The following is a 17,923-nucleotide window of genomic DNA, read 5'->3' on the forward strand; positions in this document are numbered from 1 at the left end:
ACTAATTTATTTTGTCAAGGACCGCTGCTATGCCATCATGATTGTTGTCTAAAGTAGTTGCAAATTTTCTTTTTAGATTCTCCGGTGCATTCCCCATTACTACTGGATGACCTACTGATTGCAGCATTTTTTCGTCATTATAATTGTCGCCAAATGCCCAGCATTCTTTTAAGTCTGCGCCCAAGGCCTGAGCTATTACTTTTACACCCTGACCCTTAGAAACGCCCTTAACAACAACTTCCAATAAATTTGCAGCTGATTTTACGATGTAAAATTCGGGATAAAGTTGTTGTAAGTCTTTTTGCGTAGCATCTAATAAATCGGGCGTGCCCATCAGCAAAATTTTATGAACATTTTCAAGTTGGTTGATTTCAGCAATTGAACTTGGCTGTGCCTTGAATTTAACTATTTTTTCCTCGTTCTTAACTAATTCATCATTATTACCTGGGAAATAATACCAGTTGTTACCGCTGTATACATTCCAAACCACACCATTATTTTTATATTCAATATAGTTGCATATTTCCGCAGCTTTTGCAGAAGGCATGGAACGTGAATCAAGCGTGTGACCCATTTCATCCAAAACCAAAGCACCATTATATGCAACCATTGGACATGTTTTAGTAATTTCACCGACAACTGACATAATTGCCTTGGGCATGCGGGCAGAAACTGGCACAAAAACATTACCCTTAATAATTTGTCTCCGAATAGCCATTTTAGTTTTAGGTGTAACTTCTTGCTTTGAGTTAATTAAAGTACCGTCTATATCTGAAAAAATTAAATTTCCCATTTTTTCTCCTATCGAGTTTCATAAATTAATACTGATTTACCTTCATTTTACCGATTAAAGTATTAACAGGTCAATTTGTTCTTAAATTTAGCTATTCATAAATTGTGCTTACTTTGCCTACTTTTTCCTAGTATTATTCGTGTTTGCATTATTTTAAATGAATGGTAAACTAGAATAGTCGTTAGTTTGATTTAAAACACGAACAATATATTTGGGAGAGGTTAGATGAATTTTATAAAGAGTTATTTTCAACTCGATAAATACAAAACCAATGTTAAAATTGAATTTCTTGCTGGGTTAACAACTTTTATCAGCATGTCATACATTTTATTTGTTAACCCAAGTGTCTTGGGAGCCAGTGGCATGGATAAAGGGGCAGTTTTTACAGCCACTGCTTTAGCCAGTGCTTTAGGTACTGCTATTATGGGTATCGTTGCTAACTATCCTATTGGAGAAGCTCCTGCCCTTGGCATTAATGCGTTTTTTGCTTATACCGTTTGTGTAGGTATGCATGTTTCATGGGAAACAGCCTTAGCCGCTGTCTTTGTAGCTTCTATTATCTTCATTTTAATTACTATGTTTAAGTTAAGGGAGAAAATTATCAATGCTATCCCTGCTGACTTAAAATTCGCAATTTCTTCCGGAATCGGCCTGTTCATCGCATTTTTGGGAATGCAAGATGGTGGTTTAATTGTAGCAAACAAATCAACACTGGTCGGCTTGGGTTCACTTCATGATCCGGCTGTCTGGATTACCATTTTCGGCCTTATTGTTACTGTTGTTTTAATGATTTTAAATGTACCGGGAGCTATTTTTATTGGTATGATCCTGGCAGCTATTTTTGGTGTAGTTACAGGACAAATCCCTTTACCAACTAAAATAGTTTCAGTAGCACCAAGTATTGCCCCATCATTCGGCCAAGCGATTTTCCATGTTAAAGATATTAATACTCTGCAAATGTGGGTAGTTGTACTTACCTTCCTTTTAGTAACTTTCTTTGACACTGCCGGTACTTTAATTGGCTTAGCCCAACAAGCTGGCTTTATGAAAGACAACAAAATGCCACGTGTAGGTAAAGCTCTGGCATCAGATTCAACTGCTATGATGGTTGGCTCCGTTTTAGGAACTTCACCAGTTGGTGCTTTTGTTGAATCAAGTGCCGGTATTGCTGTTGGCGGCCGGACTGGTTTAACTGCTGTCTTTGTGGCTATTTTCTTCTTAATATCAATGATATTCAGTCCCCTGCTAGGCTTGTTTACCACCCATGTTACAGCGCCAGCATTAATTATTGTTGGTGTTCTGATGGCACAAAACACAGCACATATTCAATGGGACAAGATGGAAATTGCAGTTCCTGCTTTTCTAATTTTAATTGGTATGCCTTTAACCTATTCAATATCCGATGGTTTGGCTTTAGGGTTAATAACCTACCCTATATGCATGGTTGCTGCCAAGAGAGTTAAAGAAATTACACCAATGATGTGGATTCTTTTCTTCGTCTTTATTGTCTTTCTATGGGTACTAAATTTCTAAGACTTACTAATTGTTAAAAAAATATAATATGATAAACTAAGCAAATATATTGATGTCAATCGTACTCATATATTTGCTTTTTATTTTGAAAGAGGTTTTTATGAAAACAATAGATTACAAAAAATTTATACTGCCACTATTGTTTGGCCTTATATTCTGGTTGACGACGCCAATTCGTCCAGCCGGAGTATCAGTCCAAGCTTGGCATATGCTGGCAATATTTATTGGAACAATTATTGGCTGTATCACATTGCCAATAGCAATTAGTGGCGTCACTTTAATTGGCTTTACTTTAACCATTTGTCTTGGACTTGCACCACTTGCGGACAAAATTGTTAACGGAAAAGTAATCGAAAAAGGAGCCATTAATGCATTTGCTAACTCATCTGCCTGGCTTATCGTTATGGCTTTTATGATTTCGCGAGGTATTGTAAAAACCGGCTTGGGGCAAAGAATTGCTTTGTATTTTGTTAAGTGGTTTGGTCATAAGTCCTTAGGTTTAGGTTACGCAATAGGAGCTATCGATTTAATAGTATCCCCTGCAACTCCTTCAAATGGTGCAAGAGCAGGTGGTGTGGTATATCCATTAATTCAATCTTTAGCCAATACTTTTGGATCAAAACCTAATGATCCTTCACGTAAAAAGATGGGAGCTTACCTAACTTTTACGGAATTTCAAGTTAATATTATAACTTCGTCATTATTTATGACCGCATGTGCGCCTAACTTAATCGCCGTTGCACTAGCCGGTAAGGCCGGCGTAACTCTTAGCTGGATGCCGTGGTTGACAGCTAGTATCGTACCTGCAGCAATTTGTCTAATTGTGGTGCCATATTTTGTTTACAAACTTTATCCACCGGAAATTAAAGAAACTCCTAACGCCAAAGAATGGGCCGACGGGGAATTAGCAAAAATGGGAAAGCTTACTTTATCTGAAAAGTTAATGGCAGCCATTTTTGCAATCACCTTAGTGCTCTGGATGCTTTCCAGCACTTTAGGAATTGATGCTACACTAATTGCTTTCATTTCTGTTTCCCTTTTGTTACTTACTGGTGTATTAACACCTAAAGACTTGTTGAGTGAAACTGGCGCCTGGAATATTTTGATTTGGCTGTCAATTTTAGTATTTATGGCTGAAAAGCTTACTCAGTTTGGCTTGATTGGCTGGATATCAAGTAGCATTTCTAGTGCAATGAAAGGCCTCAACTGGTTAATAGTTTTGGTAGTTCTAGCATTGGTCTTGTTCTATACCCACTACTTATTTGCCAGTGCTACAGCTCATAATTCAGCAATGTATCTGCCATTATTAACTGTAGCAATTTCTGCCGGTGCACCTAAATTACTGGCAGCACAATTTTTAGCTCTATTTTCTGCAATCATGGGCTCTACTACCCATTATTCCAGTCCTGCTGCATCTGTTTTAGCTTCTTCTGGTTATGTAAAACAAGATGAGTGGTGGAAATTGAGTTTTATATTTGGTATTTTTTATATCTTAATTTATGGCATTATCGGATTAGTTTGGATGAAACTAATCGGTATGTGGTAATTATGCAAAGCAAATCTATTTTTAGATTTGCTTTTTTATTTCCTGGGAAATAATTTTGCATTACATGGTCCATTTACTCCCAATAAGTTATATACTAGATATATTAGTTCTTTATAATTTTAATATTTTTAGGAGGAAAAATGACGACACTAGATAAAGTCTTTCATTTAAACGATGCTCATACCACTGTTAAACGTGAATTAATAGCTGCATTAACCACGTTTGTCAGTCTCTCCTACATCCTTTTTGTTAACCCAAACATTTTGCACGCAGCCGGTATTGATAAAGGGGCAGCATTTACAGTTACTGCAATTTCGATTGCAATTGGCTGCTTCATTATGGGTCTAGTAGCTAATTACCCCGTTGCTCTAGCCCCAACATTAGGTAGCGCAGCCTTTTTCGCTTACAATGTCTGCGGAGGAATGCATATTAACTGGCAAACTGCCTTAGCTGCTGTTTTAGTTGCATCTATTTTATTTATTTTAATAACAGTTTTGAAGCTGCGTGAAATAGTAGTTGATGCTATTCCACAAGATCTGAAATATGCTATTTCTGCTGGTATCGGCTTATTTATCGCCTTTATCGGCCTGCAAAATGGTAAGTTAATTGTCAATAGTGATTCCAATTTAGTTACTTTAGGCAAGTTTAATTCACCAGCTGTCTGGATTACTCTTTTTGGCTTGACCCTCACCGTAATCTTAATGGCAATGAATGTACCCGGATCAATTTTTATTGGTATGGTTATTACAGCTGTCTTTGGAGTTATTATTGGCCAAGTTGCTGTGCCAAAAGGTATTATTGCGAGTGCTCCAAGTATTGCTCCGACATTTGGTCAAGCTGTATTTCACTTAAAAGATATTAATACCCCACAACTATTCATGGTAGTTTTAACGTTCCTACTTGTTACGTTCTTTGATACAGCAGGTACATTGATTGGAATGACTGAACAAGCAGGCATGGTAGATCAAAATGGTAAGATTCCACGAATTGGAAAAGCTTTCGTTTCCGACTCTTTAGCAATGGTCGAGGGGGCCGTCTTAGGTACTGCGCCACTGGGAACTTCTGTAGAATCAAGTGCAGGAATTGCCATGGGCGGACGTACTGGTTTAACGGCAATTTTCGTAGGAATTTTCTTCCTAATATCAATGATTTTCAGTCCACTTCTGGCGGTTATTCCCACCACTGTTACTGCACCAGCACTAATTATCGTTGGCGTACTCATGGCCGGAAATCTGAAAAAAATCAATTGGGACAAATTTGAGATTGCTTTCCCAGCATTTTTAACAGTAGTTGGTATGCCATTGACTTACAGCATTTCTGACGGCTTGGCACTCGGCATGATAGCCTACCCGATTACCATGATTGCTTCTAAGCAAGCTAAAAAAGTTTCACCAATGATGTATATCCTATTAGTAATATTTGTTATCTTTTTCTTGATTACAAATATGTAAAGATATTAGTTTAATTACAAAAGATCACTTCAGTTTGAAGTGATTTTTTGTTTGTAATCATTCATAAATCTCACTTTACTTTTTAGTTATTTAATACTAAAATTCAGAAATAAAATTTTAAATTACCACTAATGGGAGGGAATTATTTTGCATAATACTAAAGAAAAATCAATCAATCATTACACTGGTACTATTACTTTCTTTTTTATTGCTTTACTAACAAGCTTTAATTCTGGCTTTTTCCCTTATTCCATTACTGGCAGGCTCTGCGCCATTTTGTGGCTAGTCACATTCAGTCTCCTAATTTTTGCCTTTGAATATTTGATCAATCATATTAATGTCGAAAATAAAGGCATAGCAAAAGCAGCAGTAAATTCCGGTATCTGGCTTTTAGCAGCCTTGGTTTTGGTACTATTCAGCGTGCTTACGGCCGCAGTTTAAGCGCCTTATCTGGTAGCGTCTTTGCGCAGCTTGCGCATCGTAGCGTACCTTTGCCGTGATACCAAGAAATCTGGCCGCGTTCAAGCTCATATTTCACGCTTGTGGGTGAAACAGTTGAGGGTACGAGCGATTTGGCGCAAGGAACTGACCTTGGCTGCGTAAAACCTGGAGCGTCACTCGATCAGTTAAGGCAAGATGTTGGCCCTTTTGGTGACTAGATATAGTAGAATTAAGCGAGTTCATTGGTAACTTCTTTCTAGAATTGATTGGGTAATTACATTCTATCAGAGAAGTCCAATGGACTTTTTTTATTTTCTAATCAGCGCAAGTGTTCAACTTCATTTTACAATTTACCAAAATAAAATATTATCGATTTTTCTAAAACTAAAACTCACATTATTCTTTATCAAAATTACTTTTTTATTCCGTTAGTTATAAAAGCCCTTTCAAAATTGTAGGTGAAATGTTAAACTGTACATGCACAATATCATAAAGTGCTTACATAATTTAAGAAAGGTGTAATTATAATGAAAAGTTTCATGAATGACAAAGTCTTGCCTACAATAATGAAATTTGTTAATACTCGCCCAATTAAAGCGATTAAAGATGGAATGATCTATCCTACTCCATTTATAATTGTTGGTGCTATTTTTTTAATTTTAGGACAGTTCCCTATACAATCTGTTCAAGATTATTTAAACAAAATTGGTATTGGTCCTGTTTTAATGCAAGCAAGTAATGCCTCATTTGGAATTATGGCACTTTTTGCTGTTTTCGGAATTGCTTACTGCTGGGTTAAGGATGCTGGCTTTGAAGCTGCACCAGCGGGACTCTTAGCTGTTACTGTCGATATTATATTGCAGCCTGATACAATAAAAACCGTCACTAATATTGCGAATCCTAGTAAGACCTCAACTTCTTGGCAAGCCACTAACCTAATAGATAAAAATTGGTTAGGTGGCAAGGGAATGGTAATAGCCCTAATAGTTGGCTTATTTGTTGGATGGCTTTATTCATGGTTTATGAAACATCAGTTAGTTATTAAAATGCCAGAACAGGTTCCAGCTAATGTTGCTGCTTCTTTCACTGCTTTAGTACCAGCTGCCGCAATTATTACTATTGCTGCAATTGTTTGCGGAATCTTTAGTCTTGGTTTTCATACCACATTGGCAGAGTGGATTTATAAAGTAATCCAAATTCCACTACAACATGCAACTGATGGCATTGGCGGAATGTTAATTATTTCTATTTTACCGGTTTTCTTATGGTTCTTTGGTGTACATGGCTCAACTATTGTTGGGGGCATTATGACTCCACTTTTAATGTCTAATAATGCTGATAATTCAGCATTGTATAAGGCAGGAAAGCTTACTTTAGCTAATGGTGCACACATTGTAACGCAATCTTTTATGGATCAATGTCTAACCGTTACTGGAGCCGGAATGACGATTGGATTAGTTGTGTTTATGTGCTTAAATGCTAAATCAGTTCAAATGAAAATTTTAGGTAAGTTGGAAATAGTACCTGCAATTTTTAATATTAACGAACCAATTCTTTTTGGCCTTCCTATCGTCTTAAATCCATTAATGCTAGTGCCTTTTGTCTTAACACCATTTCTTTCAGGCAGTGCAACTTATGCTGCAATTGCTCTAGGCATTATCCCACCATTTAATGGCGTTTATGTACCTTGGACAACCCCCGCAGTACTTTCTGGATTAATAGTTGGCGGATGGAAAACTGCACTATGGCAACTTTTAATGTTAGTAATGAGCTTCTTTATATATTATCCGTTTGCCAAAAATTATGATAAAATTTTAATTGCCCAAGAAAAAGCGAAAGTAGAAAAATAAGTCAAGGAAAATTATGCTAAAGTATGAACAAGTTGCGAAATGTCTTGTTGAGATAATAAAAAATAACAATTTAGAACAAGGCGACAAGCTACCAAGTTTAAACGAGTTAGGTACCCAATTTAAAGCAAGTAAAACAACACTGTTAAAAGCATTGTCAGAATTAGAAAGCGAAGGATTAATTTATCAAGTTCAAGGTAGCGGAATTTATGTAAGAAAGCTACCAAAAGATGATTATATTAATTTCAGTAAGACTACTCATGGCTGGACTAATGAGCTCATGAACGAGCAAGTAGAAAATGCTAACGCTTCTTTAAAGCTAATCACACCAAACTTAGACTTAGCTCAAAAATTAAAATGTACAATTAATACTAAAGTATATAAGGTACACAGGAAGAAAATATCACACAAAAAAACCTTGTGTATTGAAACTTCTTATTACAATTCCCAACTCGTACCTTTTTTGAATCAGTCTATTATTGAGGGATCAATTTTTAACTTCTTAGCTCAAGCATATAAAATTCATGTTGGTTTTTCTGATAAATACTTTTACATTCGCAAACTAACAGATCAAGAAGCTTCTGAACTCGACCTAGAAGCTAATAGTTTTGGCCTAATTGTTGACGAAATCTTTTATTCTACTAGTGGCACTATATTTGACTACTCACAAAATATTTTCAATTATCAAAATTCAAAATTCTATTTATAAATTTCCAGATGTTGACAACTGCTATGACAAGGCAATTCAATCAAAATATGGAACAATACAGGATTTTAATTCATTACTAGATACCATTCCCAAAAACGGGATGATTTTACCAGTGTTTCTTCATTTACCTAATTTGGGCATTCGAAATTGCGCCTAAATTTTAAAAAAACAAGTTAAACAAAAACATAATATAAAAAGCTAATAGGTCAGAATAGGCTCTGATTTATTAGCTTTTTTAAATTATAAATATTATAGAATGCAGTTAAAACAATATACTAGCCATCATATCGGACTCTTTGCATTTGCTTGATTTGACTAAATACCTGACCACGACGGCCTGCATCAAGAGTTAGAACCAGAGAATCACCGGCTTTAATTACCGATTGACCGTTAGGAATTACATACTTGCCATCACGATATATTGCTTTAACTAAAGTATGCTTAGGCCACTTGACCTGCATGATTTCTTTTCCTGCAAGCTGGCTGTCTTCATAAATTGGCACAGTTAGCTGGTCAGTTTTACCGGAAACTACAGCTGAATGTTTTTTATTTTTTACAGACATTGCGCGAGCAAGCGTACCGTAAATGGGATCACCATTGAGCAGTTCATCAACCAGCAGTGCAACAAAAGCTACCACGGCTAGCGGCATTAAATGAAGCAAAGACCCAACCATTTCCGTAATAAGGATGATGGCGGTAAAAGGAGCCCTAATTACGGCGGCGAAATAGCCAGCCATTGCGAAAATAACCAGATTGATTACAAATTTTGCCGGCAATAAATGTAATTGCACCAAAATAAGACCGTAGCTGGCACCAATTACTGCACCCATTGTTAATATTGGTAAGAAAATACCACTTGGTAGTCCAGAATCGTAAGAGATAATGGAAAACACAATTCTAACAACAAAGAAAAATAAGAGTAACCCAACTATTTTCCAACTGCTTTGTTTAATAATCTGCGGTAACGCTAATATTAAGCGGTTACCCGGGCCAGTAATTAAAGGGTAAAAATAAGCGATTGGTATTAATAAAGTGAGAGGTATTAGTCCGTATAACCAACTTGGTAAAAAAGTAATTTTCGCATATAACTTTTTCACTTTAAATAAGCCAGTTTTATAAAAATGACCGAGTAAACCCAAAATTAAGCCCAAGATGAGCAGATAGCCATACAGCCTAACGGGGAATGTGTGACGATAAACCAGAGATAGTGCTGGCTTTTGACCAAAAATATTTGAAACTACAAAATCTGAAACTAGAGCACCTGCAAGTGCATTTAACCACACCCGTGGTGAAAAGTTATGAAAGACTTCTTCAAGCACAAATAATGCACCACTTAATGGGGCTCCAAAGGCTGCGGCTAAACCGCTGGCCGCTCCAGTAGCTAACAGTACCCGAGCATTCGTTTTTGACTCTTTAGTGCCCTCGCCAACACCTTGACCGATAGTTGAACCGATCTGCAAAGAAGGCCCCTCAGGTCCTAAAAACAGGCCCGTACTGATAACTAAAATACCACCAATAACTTTGCGCCATAATGTAGGCCACCACTTTAGAGTTAGATTTCCTTCCAGTTGTAGTTTTACTTCCGGTATACCAGAGCCGCCAACATGAGGATATTGCTTAACAAAATAACCAGCAATTAAGCCTACTAAAATGAGTCCCAAAATGATTGGGATAAACCATAATGCATTTTGATGTGCCACGTGAAACAGTCTAAGCCATAATTCTGTCATTTTTTGAATACCAAAGCGAAAAAAGCCCACTACAATCCCGCTTGCAAGGCCTACTAGCATTGCTTCCAGCAACAGCTTTATTTGTACTTTTTTATCCCTCATAATACCTCTACTTTTTCAATATAATTAGCACTACTAAAAAACCAGTTAAGTTTTAACTTTAACTGGTTTTTAGTGTTACACGTGTAACAACTTATTTTTCCTCATACCATTCAGTGTGATAAACGCCTTTACGGTCATTTCTAAAGTAAGTATGAGCGCCAAAGTAATCACGTTGTCCTTGAATTAAGTTTGCTGGTAAACTTGGATTAAAAATTGATTCCAAGTAATTCAGTGATGCGCTCAATGTCGGAGTAGGAATACCTGCTCTAGTGGCGAGTTCAATCACTACACGCAAAGCAGCGATATTCTTATTCATTAAGTCCTTGAAATATGGATCTTGGAACATGTTATCAAGTTTCTTACCTTCAGAAAATGCCTTTTCAATGTCTTTTAACATTGCTGAGCGAATAATACAACCTGCTTCCCATGATTGAGCAATCGCCGGATAGCGCAAGTCCCAGTTATAGGCATCAGCGGCCATTTTCAGTTGTTGGAAACCTTGAGCATAAGCTACAGCTTGACATAATTGCAAAGCCTGACCAAGATTATCAATTAAATCTGCTGGTACATCACCATTCCATGTTATTTCTTTACCCTCGCGCGTAGTAGCTTTAGACATAAAACGGCTAATTACAGCTTCGGCAATAACGCTGATTGGAGCACCCAGATGAACACCATCTTCCAGCATCCAGTTACCAGTACCTTTATAAGAAGCAACGTTTAAGATATGATCAATTACATGGTCAGGGGTTAAATTATCCTTTTGCTTTAGCACTTCAGCAGTAATTTCACTTAAATAGGCTTGAACCAATCCTTCATTCCAGTGCGCAAAAATGGCTGACATTTCATCATTTGTTTTGCCCGCAACCTTACGCAAAATATCGTAAACTTCGGAAAATTCCTGCATAATGCCGTATTCGATACCATTGTGGACCATCTTAACGTAATGACCACTGCCTTCAGGTCCAATAAAGCTGACACATGGATGGCCTGCGGAATTCTTAGCTGCAATTGCTTCTAATATAGGTGCAACCTTTTTATAAGCATCTTCATCACCGCCTGGCATCAATGCGGGACCTTTTAAAGCACCCTCTTCTCCACCAGAAACACCCATACCAATAAAGTGAATACCGTGTTGTTCCATTTCATGATAGCGCCGATTAGTGTCATGAAAGTTCGAATTACCACCATCAAGCAGAATGTCGCCTTTATCTAGTAGTGGCAGTAATTTTTGTAAAGTTTCATCAACCGGTTTACCAGCTGCAATTTGAATTAAAATCTTTCGTGGCTTCTCTAAAGAATCAACAAATTCTTCCCAAGAGTATGTTGGCTTTAATTTATCATCTTCATATTTAGCAAAAGCATCTACTTCCGGCTTATCAATTGAAAAACCGGAAACGGAAAAGCCGTTATTTCTCACATTCAAAGCAAGGTTCTTACCCATTACTGATAAGCCTATAACACCGAACTGTTGCATTTATAGTCCTCCATCACTTAAATTTTTTCTTAATTACTAGTATACCTGTTTTAGCGTGTTTACGCACAATTTGCTTCATTTACCAGACCTAATATCATCTTTTACCAAAAACTGTAAATTAATGGTTATTCAACCGCTAGCCATTCTTCTGTCATTAATTGCCTTACTTTGTTCCACTTCTTTTCCATAGTCACATAAATAGCATGGTTTGGGGAATTAACGTTGAAAACTTTTGCTATTTTCAATTCTTTTTGAATCATTAGTGGTGAAGCAATTATTTTTAAGCTTATCATCGCCAAGATGGCAGCCCCTAAAGCAGAAGCTTCAACTGATTCAGGCACATAAACTTTGTATCCCGTTATGTCTGCCAATAACTGGTCAAAAAATTGGTTTTTAGCCATCCCTCCGACTAATATTAAAGCTTCAGGCCTTTGTCCATTAAATTGATTGAGTTCCTTTATGATCAAATTTATATTATAAAGCTCCCCTTCCAATACTGCTCTGGCTAAATCTTTATTTGTATGAATTGCAGTTAATCCCATAAAGCCACCAGAAGCATCAGGATTCCAAATTGGTGCACGTTCACCAAAAATATAAGGCACAAAGAATAGCCCTTTAGCGCCTACAGGGCTTTTCTTGGCTAAATCATTTAGTTCCTCAAAAGTAGCTAAATTGAAAATCTTGTCTTTTAACCACTGCCACACATCACCAGCATTATTAGTAGGTGCACCAACCACCCAATTATTTTGATACTGATAATATGTAAATAATTTACGATTTTGACATAGTCTTAAAGTGTCAATATTTGTTCTGACGGCCGCAGAAGTCCCACAGCTAACCGTATAAAATCGTTCATCAATTTGCGGATTGCTTAAATTTGCCAGAGTCCCATCAGAGCCGCCAATTATAAGGGGTACTTTAATGCTACTTTCAAAATTTGGCACTTGAAAAGTTGTGTCTACTAACTGAGGGAGCTGTTCCTTTTTTATATTTAAATATTGCAGGATATTATCATCCCAATTTTTAGTATAGGTATTAAAAAGCCCCGAGGAATTCGCAGTTGCAAAGTCAACATAGTAGTGCTGCGAAAACTGATACAAAATATAGCTTTTAATATCAACAATAAAAGCAGTCTTATCCCATAACTTTTTATTCTTTTCTTTAAGCCATAACAATTTACCTAAAGGGAGCATAGGATGTAATGGTGCACCGGTATTTTTTGTCAGATCAAACAAGTCGTCTTTGATAATATCTTTTTTAAATGTATCCGTTGCTCTATTATCTGCCCATGTATAAACATTAGTCAGAGGATGATTATTTTTATCAATTAAGATTAAAGTATGCATAGCAGAGGAAAAGCCTATCCCTTTAAGTTCAACAATAGCAATTTTACTTTGTACCTCTGTTAAGCCCAGCTTAACCGCTCTTAAAATATCTTGAGGTCTTTCCTCCGCCTGACCTGTTTCTTCAGTAATTAACGGATAATCGTAGCTAGTTTGATAAATTATATGACCCAGTTCATCAAAAGCAATGGTTTTTGTACTTGTTGTCCCAATATCTACACCTATTACAATGGACATTTGTTACTTACTCTTCTTGATCCCTTCTATTAATCCGTATAAATATTCTTCAGCTAATGCTCGGTCAAATAAGCCGTAACCTGGCATAGCTTTTTCATCCCAGATTGCTCGACCATGATCCGGCCTGATATAGCCAGTAAAATTATTATCAACTAATATTTTCATCAACTCATACATATCTAAGTCACCATCTTCTGATAAATGAGATGTTTCATGAAAATCGTACTTAGAAGTAAATTTAATATTGCGAGCATGAACAAAGGCTACTCTATTTTTTCTAACAAATTTTTCTAAAATATGTGGTACGTTATTTTGAGGATTAGAGGCCAAGCTGCCACAACAAATAGTTAAAGCATTCGCCGGACTATCGACCATTGAAACAATTCGTTCCAAATCATTTTCGCTTTTACAAATTCTAGGTAAACCAAAAATATCCTGGGCTGGATCATCTGGATGAATTGCCATTTTTATTCCTACTTCTTCACACACTGGAATAATTTGCTGCAAAAAATATTTCAGATTATCTGCCAAGTCAGCACTTGTTTTGCCAGCATATGCAGAAAACAATTCTTTTATTTTTGCCAGCCTTTCTGGTTCCCATCCTGGCATCACAAAGCCGTTATTATTGGACTCCACTTTTTTAATCAGTTCCTGTGGATTTTCTTGAACTAATTCTCTTTGAAAAGCTAAAGCAGTCGATCCATCTGGCAGTTTATAATTTAAAGAAGTCCTTGTCCAGTCAAATATTGGCATAAAGTTGTAGCAAATGACTTTAACACCAGCTTTTGCCAGATTACGAATTGTTTCTTGATAATTCTTGATATATTTTGCTCTTGAAGGTAATCCCAGTTTTATGTCTTCATGTACATTAACTGACTCGATCACGTCCATTTTTAATCCCGCAGCAGTTATTTCTTTTTTTAAATTTAAAATTTTTGATAGAGGCCAAGTTTCTCCAACAGGAATATCATAAAGCGTGGCAACCACTTGGTGAACTCCTGGAATTTGTCGTATTTGCTTTAGGCTTACTGAATCAGCGTTTGTACCAAACCATCTAAAGCTTAATTTCATTGTTTATTCTCCTCAAAGGTTGATTTATACGAATATGCGCTATCATCAGGTAACGTCCTCTTTGAGATAAGATCTGCATACCAATATCCCGACTTTTTCATTCTTCTTTTTAGATTATTTTCTAGGTCAATTTCTACTAAACCATACCTGTTTTTAAACGCATTCATAGGAGATACATTATCTGTAAATGCCCACAACATATATCCTTGACAGTTTGCGCCATCATTAACCGCTTTTATTAGCCAATAAAGATTTTCCCGGATGTAATTAATTCTATAGTCATCTTGAATTATTCCATCAGAGTTCTTATATTTTTGCTCATTTTCTATTCCCATTCCATTTTCACTAATAAACCAAGGAAAATTGTGGTAATCAGTTTTCATGACCATTGCAAGATCGTACATCATCGGAGGATAGATTTCCCATCCCCGAGAAGCGTTATATTTTCTACCCGGTAGATCGAAATCACTGTAATATTTTTTAATACTAAATGGTGAATTATTATTCCACTCGTATTCGCGCTGCTTGACCCTGGCTGGTTTATACAGATTTAAACCAATATAGTCAATAGTATTATTTTTAATGAGTTGCTGATCCTCTGAATGATATCTAAACATAATATTATTTTCTTTTAAAAGTGTTATTAATTCTTGAGAATAACTACCCTTAACTAATGGATCTACAAAAATTCTGTTATTAAGCAAATCAAACCTGTGTGCTGCTAAAACATCTGGATCATATGTTTTTGATCTTGGGTATGCAAATTCCCAATTATGAATAACACCGATCTTGCCACCTTGGTTCATTTGATGATAAATTGCTACTGTTTTCGCCGTAGCAAGCACCTTATGATAATTCCACTGCATCCATTGCTGAGGATCAACTATATGTGGGTATCTCACAGCATCTAAATAAATCCTGGTTTGGGGTACTATCGGCTCGTTGAAAGTAAACCAGTCTTTTACTCGATCACCATATCGTTCAAACAAAATTTTGGCATATTTTACATATAGATCTACGACTTTTCGTGAATTCCAGCCACCGTACTTGTTCTGTAAATATTGGGGTACATCATAGTGCTCAATAGCTATCATCGGCCTCACGTTAGCTTTTATCAAAGCATTTATTACATCGTCAATATGTTTAGCATATTCTTCATCAACAGTAAGATTGTCATAATCTGTAAAGAACCTTGACCAATTAACCGAAGTTCTGTATGAATTTAAGCCGATTTTTTTCATTAAATCTATGTCTTCTTGATAACGATTCATAAAATCAGTTGCTACATCCGGTCCTTTGCCATCATACCAAACGAAGTATTCGTTTTTAAACCAATCATCAAGGTATGAGTCCTGGCCATCTTTTTTTCCACTCCATCCTTCTGTTTGCCAAGCAGATGAGGCTGCACCTAAATTAAAATTTTCAGGTATTTTCATTTTTATACTCCTTTAATGCAAAAAAGGCTGAATAATTATTCAACCTTTCAACAAATTAATTTTCTACTGAAGGTTTTTGGGTTTCAGAAATTTTAACAAATGGTAAGTAAATTAAAACTGCAACAACAATACATACAGCTTGGGTAATCACTGCGCCCCAATTACCACCAGTTGCCAAAAACCCGCTAATTAATGGTGGTGTTGGCCATGGAGTATAAACATATGCTCTAGCAGCAAAGCCCGTTGCCGTTGCGAAATAGCCAATTGTACCAGTTACTAATGGAGTAACAATAAATGGAATAGCAAGGATAGGATTTAGTACAATCGGCAAGCCAAAGATAACTGGTTCATTAATATTAAAAATACCAGGTGCTAATGACAATTTCGCAATAGCTTTAATATCAGCCCTTTTCTTTGTGACTAAAAATATGGCTATCAATAAACCAATTGTGACACCTGAGCCACCCATGCTCATGTACATATCCCAAAATGGCATAGTAATAATATTAGGCAATGGTTTACCAGCTGCATGTGCTTCTGTATTAGCTGCAATTGCGGCAATTAATAGCGGTTCACGAATCGGTTTAATCATTTGATTACCGTGAATACCTATTATCCAGAATAATTGTGCCACTAACATTAGCAATAGGATACCGGGTAGTCCCTGAACTACATTTTGCAATGGCTTTTGTACCAAACTGTAAATAATATCAAACAAAGACATATGTGTGATTAGGGTAATTATTACTCCAACAGCAGAAATTATAGCTACTGTAATCATTGTTGGGAATAAAGCAGAAAAGCTTCTGGAAACATTAGATGGTACACTATCCGGCATTTTCAATTGCAGTGCTTTTTGCTTACTCAACCAAGCATAAAGTTGTACAGAAAGGATTGCAATTAACATTCCTAAAAACAATCCCTTTGTATCAGTATATTGTTTTGCAAAAACATCTGTTACCTGAATCGTCTGTTTCTTAGCCGTAATAAAATTATAAACACTAGGATTAACTGAAACATAGCTCATTAAAGCAATGATCCCCGGGAAATAGCCCTTTAAATTGTTTTTCTTACCCATTTCAATACCGATAATGAATACAGCATAAATGGTAAAGAAACTTAATGTGGCATAATTAATACCATTCGCAATGGGTTGCAAATTAACCAGCCAGTGCAGTCCATTTATTTGAGCCAAGCCTTGTTTATCATCAAAGACCATACTGGAAAATAAAGTTGCAAACGCGCCAGTAATAATAATCGGAATCAATGAATAGAATGCATCTTTTATGGATGATATATATTTGTTGCCATTTATGACAGCAGCAAATTTATTCATTGCTGAGACAAATTTTTGTCCTTTTTTCATTTTACTCCCTCCAACTGATATATTAGTATATTTGATTACGCTTTCATTATAGTATGCAGCTTTCGTAAAAGTCAACAGAAGTTGTATACTAATATATATGCTTTAAGGAGAAAAATATGTTGCCAGATATTAGAAACATGCAAACAATCGCATATGATAAATTAAAAGAAATGATTGTCACATTGGAATTAAAGCCGGGAGAAAAAATAACTTTAAATAAGATTATTGATACTTTAGGTATTGGTAGGACTCCCATTCGTGAAGCAATTATCAAGTTTAAAGATCAAAATTTAGTTAAAGTTATACCTCAGAGTGGAACTTATATCTCTAAAATAGATCTGAAACAAGCTGAAGATGCAATGTTTGTTAGAAAACTTATTGAAAAGAAAATAGTCGCTATGGCAATTAATAAAGACGATGACGATCTTAAAAATAAACTAGCTAAAATATTGGATTTCGCTAAAGTAAAAGAAAATCAGCAAGACAAAAGAAATTTTTTTCATTTTGATAATGAATTTCATAAATCTTTTTATACTGCCGTTGATAAAGAAGACATTTGGAATTGGATGCAAACTCTAAATGTTCAACTAGAAAGATTCAGATATTTACGTTTATCAGTTGAGGATCTACAATGGTCTACTATAATTGAGCAACATGAATCAATTTTTAATACAGTTATTAATAAAGATATTCCTTTAGGTACTCATGAAATTGAAAACCATCTTAGTATGATGTTTAAAGAAGAAAATGAGCTTATTAGTGCTTATCCTGATTATTTTACAAATTTGATCAAATAAAAAGAACGCCCCTATTGGACGTTCTTTTTTAAGGTTTTACACTT

At 35.9% G+C, this 17,923-nt stretch carries 14 protein-coding genes; 7 read left to right on the forward strand and 7 right to left on the reverse strand.

The genetic code is table 11. The annotated features are described in order from the left end of the window. Position 1: 1 nt before the first annotated feature. A complete protein-coding gene (locus F5ESL0260_RS09140) occupies positions 2–793 on the reverse strand; it encodes a Cof-type HAD-IIB family hydrolase (RefSeq protein WP_122026690.1) in 792 nt (263 codons plus the stop codon). Positions 794–1,018: 225 nt separating this feature from the next. Between F5ESL0260_RS09140 and F5ESL0260_RS09145 the strand changes: the two genes are divergently transcribed. The 6 genes from F5ESL0260_RS09145 (at position 1,019) to F5ESL0260_RS09170 (ending at position 8,320) form a co-directional block, all read left to right on the forward strand. Then, positions 1,019–2,326, forward strand: a complete 1,308-nt coding sequence (locus F5ESL0260_RS09145) for an NCS2 family permease (RefSeq protein ID WP_046325741.1) — start codon at positions 1,019–1,021, stop codon at positions 2,324–2,326. 100 nt (positions 2,327–2,426) lie between these two features. Beyond that, complete coding sequence (locus F5ESL0260_RS09150; RefSeq protein WP_122026691.1) at positions 2,427–3,872, forward strand: DASS family sodium-coupled anion symporter; 1,446 nt, start codon at positions 2,427–2,429, stop codon at positions 3,870–3,872. Positions 3,873–4,012: 140 nt separating this feature from the next. Next, positions 4,013–5,323, forward strand: a complete 1,311-nt coding sequence (locus F5ESL0260_RS09155) for an NCS2 family permease (protein ID WP_046325743.1) — start codon at positions 4,013–4,015, stop codon at positions 5,321–5,323. Positions 5,324–5,470: 147 nt separating this feature from the next. After that, entirely contained in the window at positions 5,471–5,764 is a 294-nt protein-coding gene (locus F5ESL0260_RS09160) for a hypothetical protein (RefSeq protein WP_122026692.1), read from the forward strand. A 527-nt stretch (positions 5,765–6,291) separates the two neighbouring features. After that, complete coding sequence (locus tag F5ESL0260_RS09165) at positions 6,292–7,614, forward strand: PTS sugar transporter subunit IIC (protein ID WP_046325745.1); 1,323 nt, start codon at positions 6,292–6,294, stop codon at positions 7,612–7,614. A gap of 13 nt (positions 7,615–7,627) precedes the next feature. Beyond that, positions 7,628–8,320 carry a GntR family transcriptional regulator gene (locus F5ESL0260_RS09170; RefSeq protein ID WP_122026693.1) on the forward strand — a complete coding sequence of 231 codons (693 nt, stop codon included), beginning with the start codon at positions 7,628–7,630 and terminating at the stop codon, positions 8,318–8,320. Between the two features lie 275 nt (positions 8,321–8,595). Here F5ESL0260_RS09170 and F5ESL0260_RS09175 read toward each other — a convergent pair whose 3' ends face one another. From F5ESL0260_RS09175 to F5ESL0260_RS09200, 6 genes are all read right to left on the reverse strand, one after another. After that, the gene (locus F5ESL0260_RS09175; protein ID WP_122026694.1) at positions 8,596–10,152 is read right to left on the reverse strand and encodes a ClC family H(+)/Cl(-) exchange transporter; all 1,557 of its coding nucleotides are present in this window, start codon (positions 10,150–10,152) and stop codon (positions 8,596–8,598) included. A 91-nt stretch (positions 10,153–10,243) separates the two neighbouring features. Then, positions 10,244–11,629 carry an NADP-dependent phosphogluconate dehydrogenase gene (gene gndA / locus F5ESL0260_RS09180; protein WP_122026695.1) on the reverse strand — a complete coding sequence of 462 codons (1,386 nt, stop codon included), beginning with the start codon at positions 11,627–11,629 and terminating at the stop codon, positions 10,244–10,246. Between the two features lie 125 nt (positions 11,630–11,754). Further along, positions 11,755–13,209 (reverse strand): gluconokinase, encoded by a 1,455-nt coding sequence (locus F5ESL0260_RS09185; protein ID WP_122026696.1) that lies wholly within the window; start codon positions 13,207–13,209, stop codon positions 11,755–11,757. A gap of 3 nt (positions 13,210–13,212) precedes the next feature. After that, positions 13,213–14,280, reverse strand: coding sequence for a mannonate dehydratase (locus tag F5ESL0260_RS09190; RefSeq protein ID WP_122026697.1), 1,068 nt, complete (start codon positions 14,278–14,280; stop codon positions 13,213–13,215). Continuing rightward, on the reverse strand, positions 14,277–15,722 hold the full coding sequence (locus F5ESL0260_RS09195) for a glycoside hydrolase family 1 protein (RefSeq protein ID WP_122026698.1): 1,446 nt from the start codon (positions 15,720–15,722) through the stop codon (positions 14,277–14,279). The genes F5ESL0260_RS09190 and F5ESL0260_RS09195 overlap by 4 nt, the downstream gene beginning before the upstream one ends. A gap of 49 nt (positions 15,723–15,771) precedes the next feature. Continuing rightward, on the reverse strand, positions 15,772–17,082 hold the full coding sequence (locus F5ESL0260_RS09200) for a PTS sugar transporter subunit IIC (RefSeq protein ID WP_110446849.1): 1,311 nt from the start codon (positions 17,080–17,082) through the stop codon (positions 15,772–15,774). Positions 17,083–17,198: 116 nt separating this feature from the next. Here F5ESL0260_RS09200 and F5ESL0260_RS09205 point away from each other — a divergent pair, with 116 nt between their 5' ends. Next, positions 17,199–17,879 (forward strand): GntR family transcriptional regulator, encoded by a 681-nt coding sequence (locus tag F5ESL0260_RS09205; protein ID WP_122026699.1) that lies wholly within the window; start codon positions 17,199–17,201, stop codon positions 17,877–17,879. The last annotated feature ends 44 nt before the right edge of the window (positions 17,880–17,923 follow it).

Origin of the sequence: Lactobacillus sp. ESL0260 (assembly GCF_003692935.1) — a bacterium.
Taxonomy (GTDB): Bacteria; Bacillota; Bacilli; order Lactobacillales; family Lactobacillaceae; genus Lactobacillus; species Lactobacillus melliventris.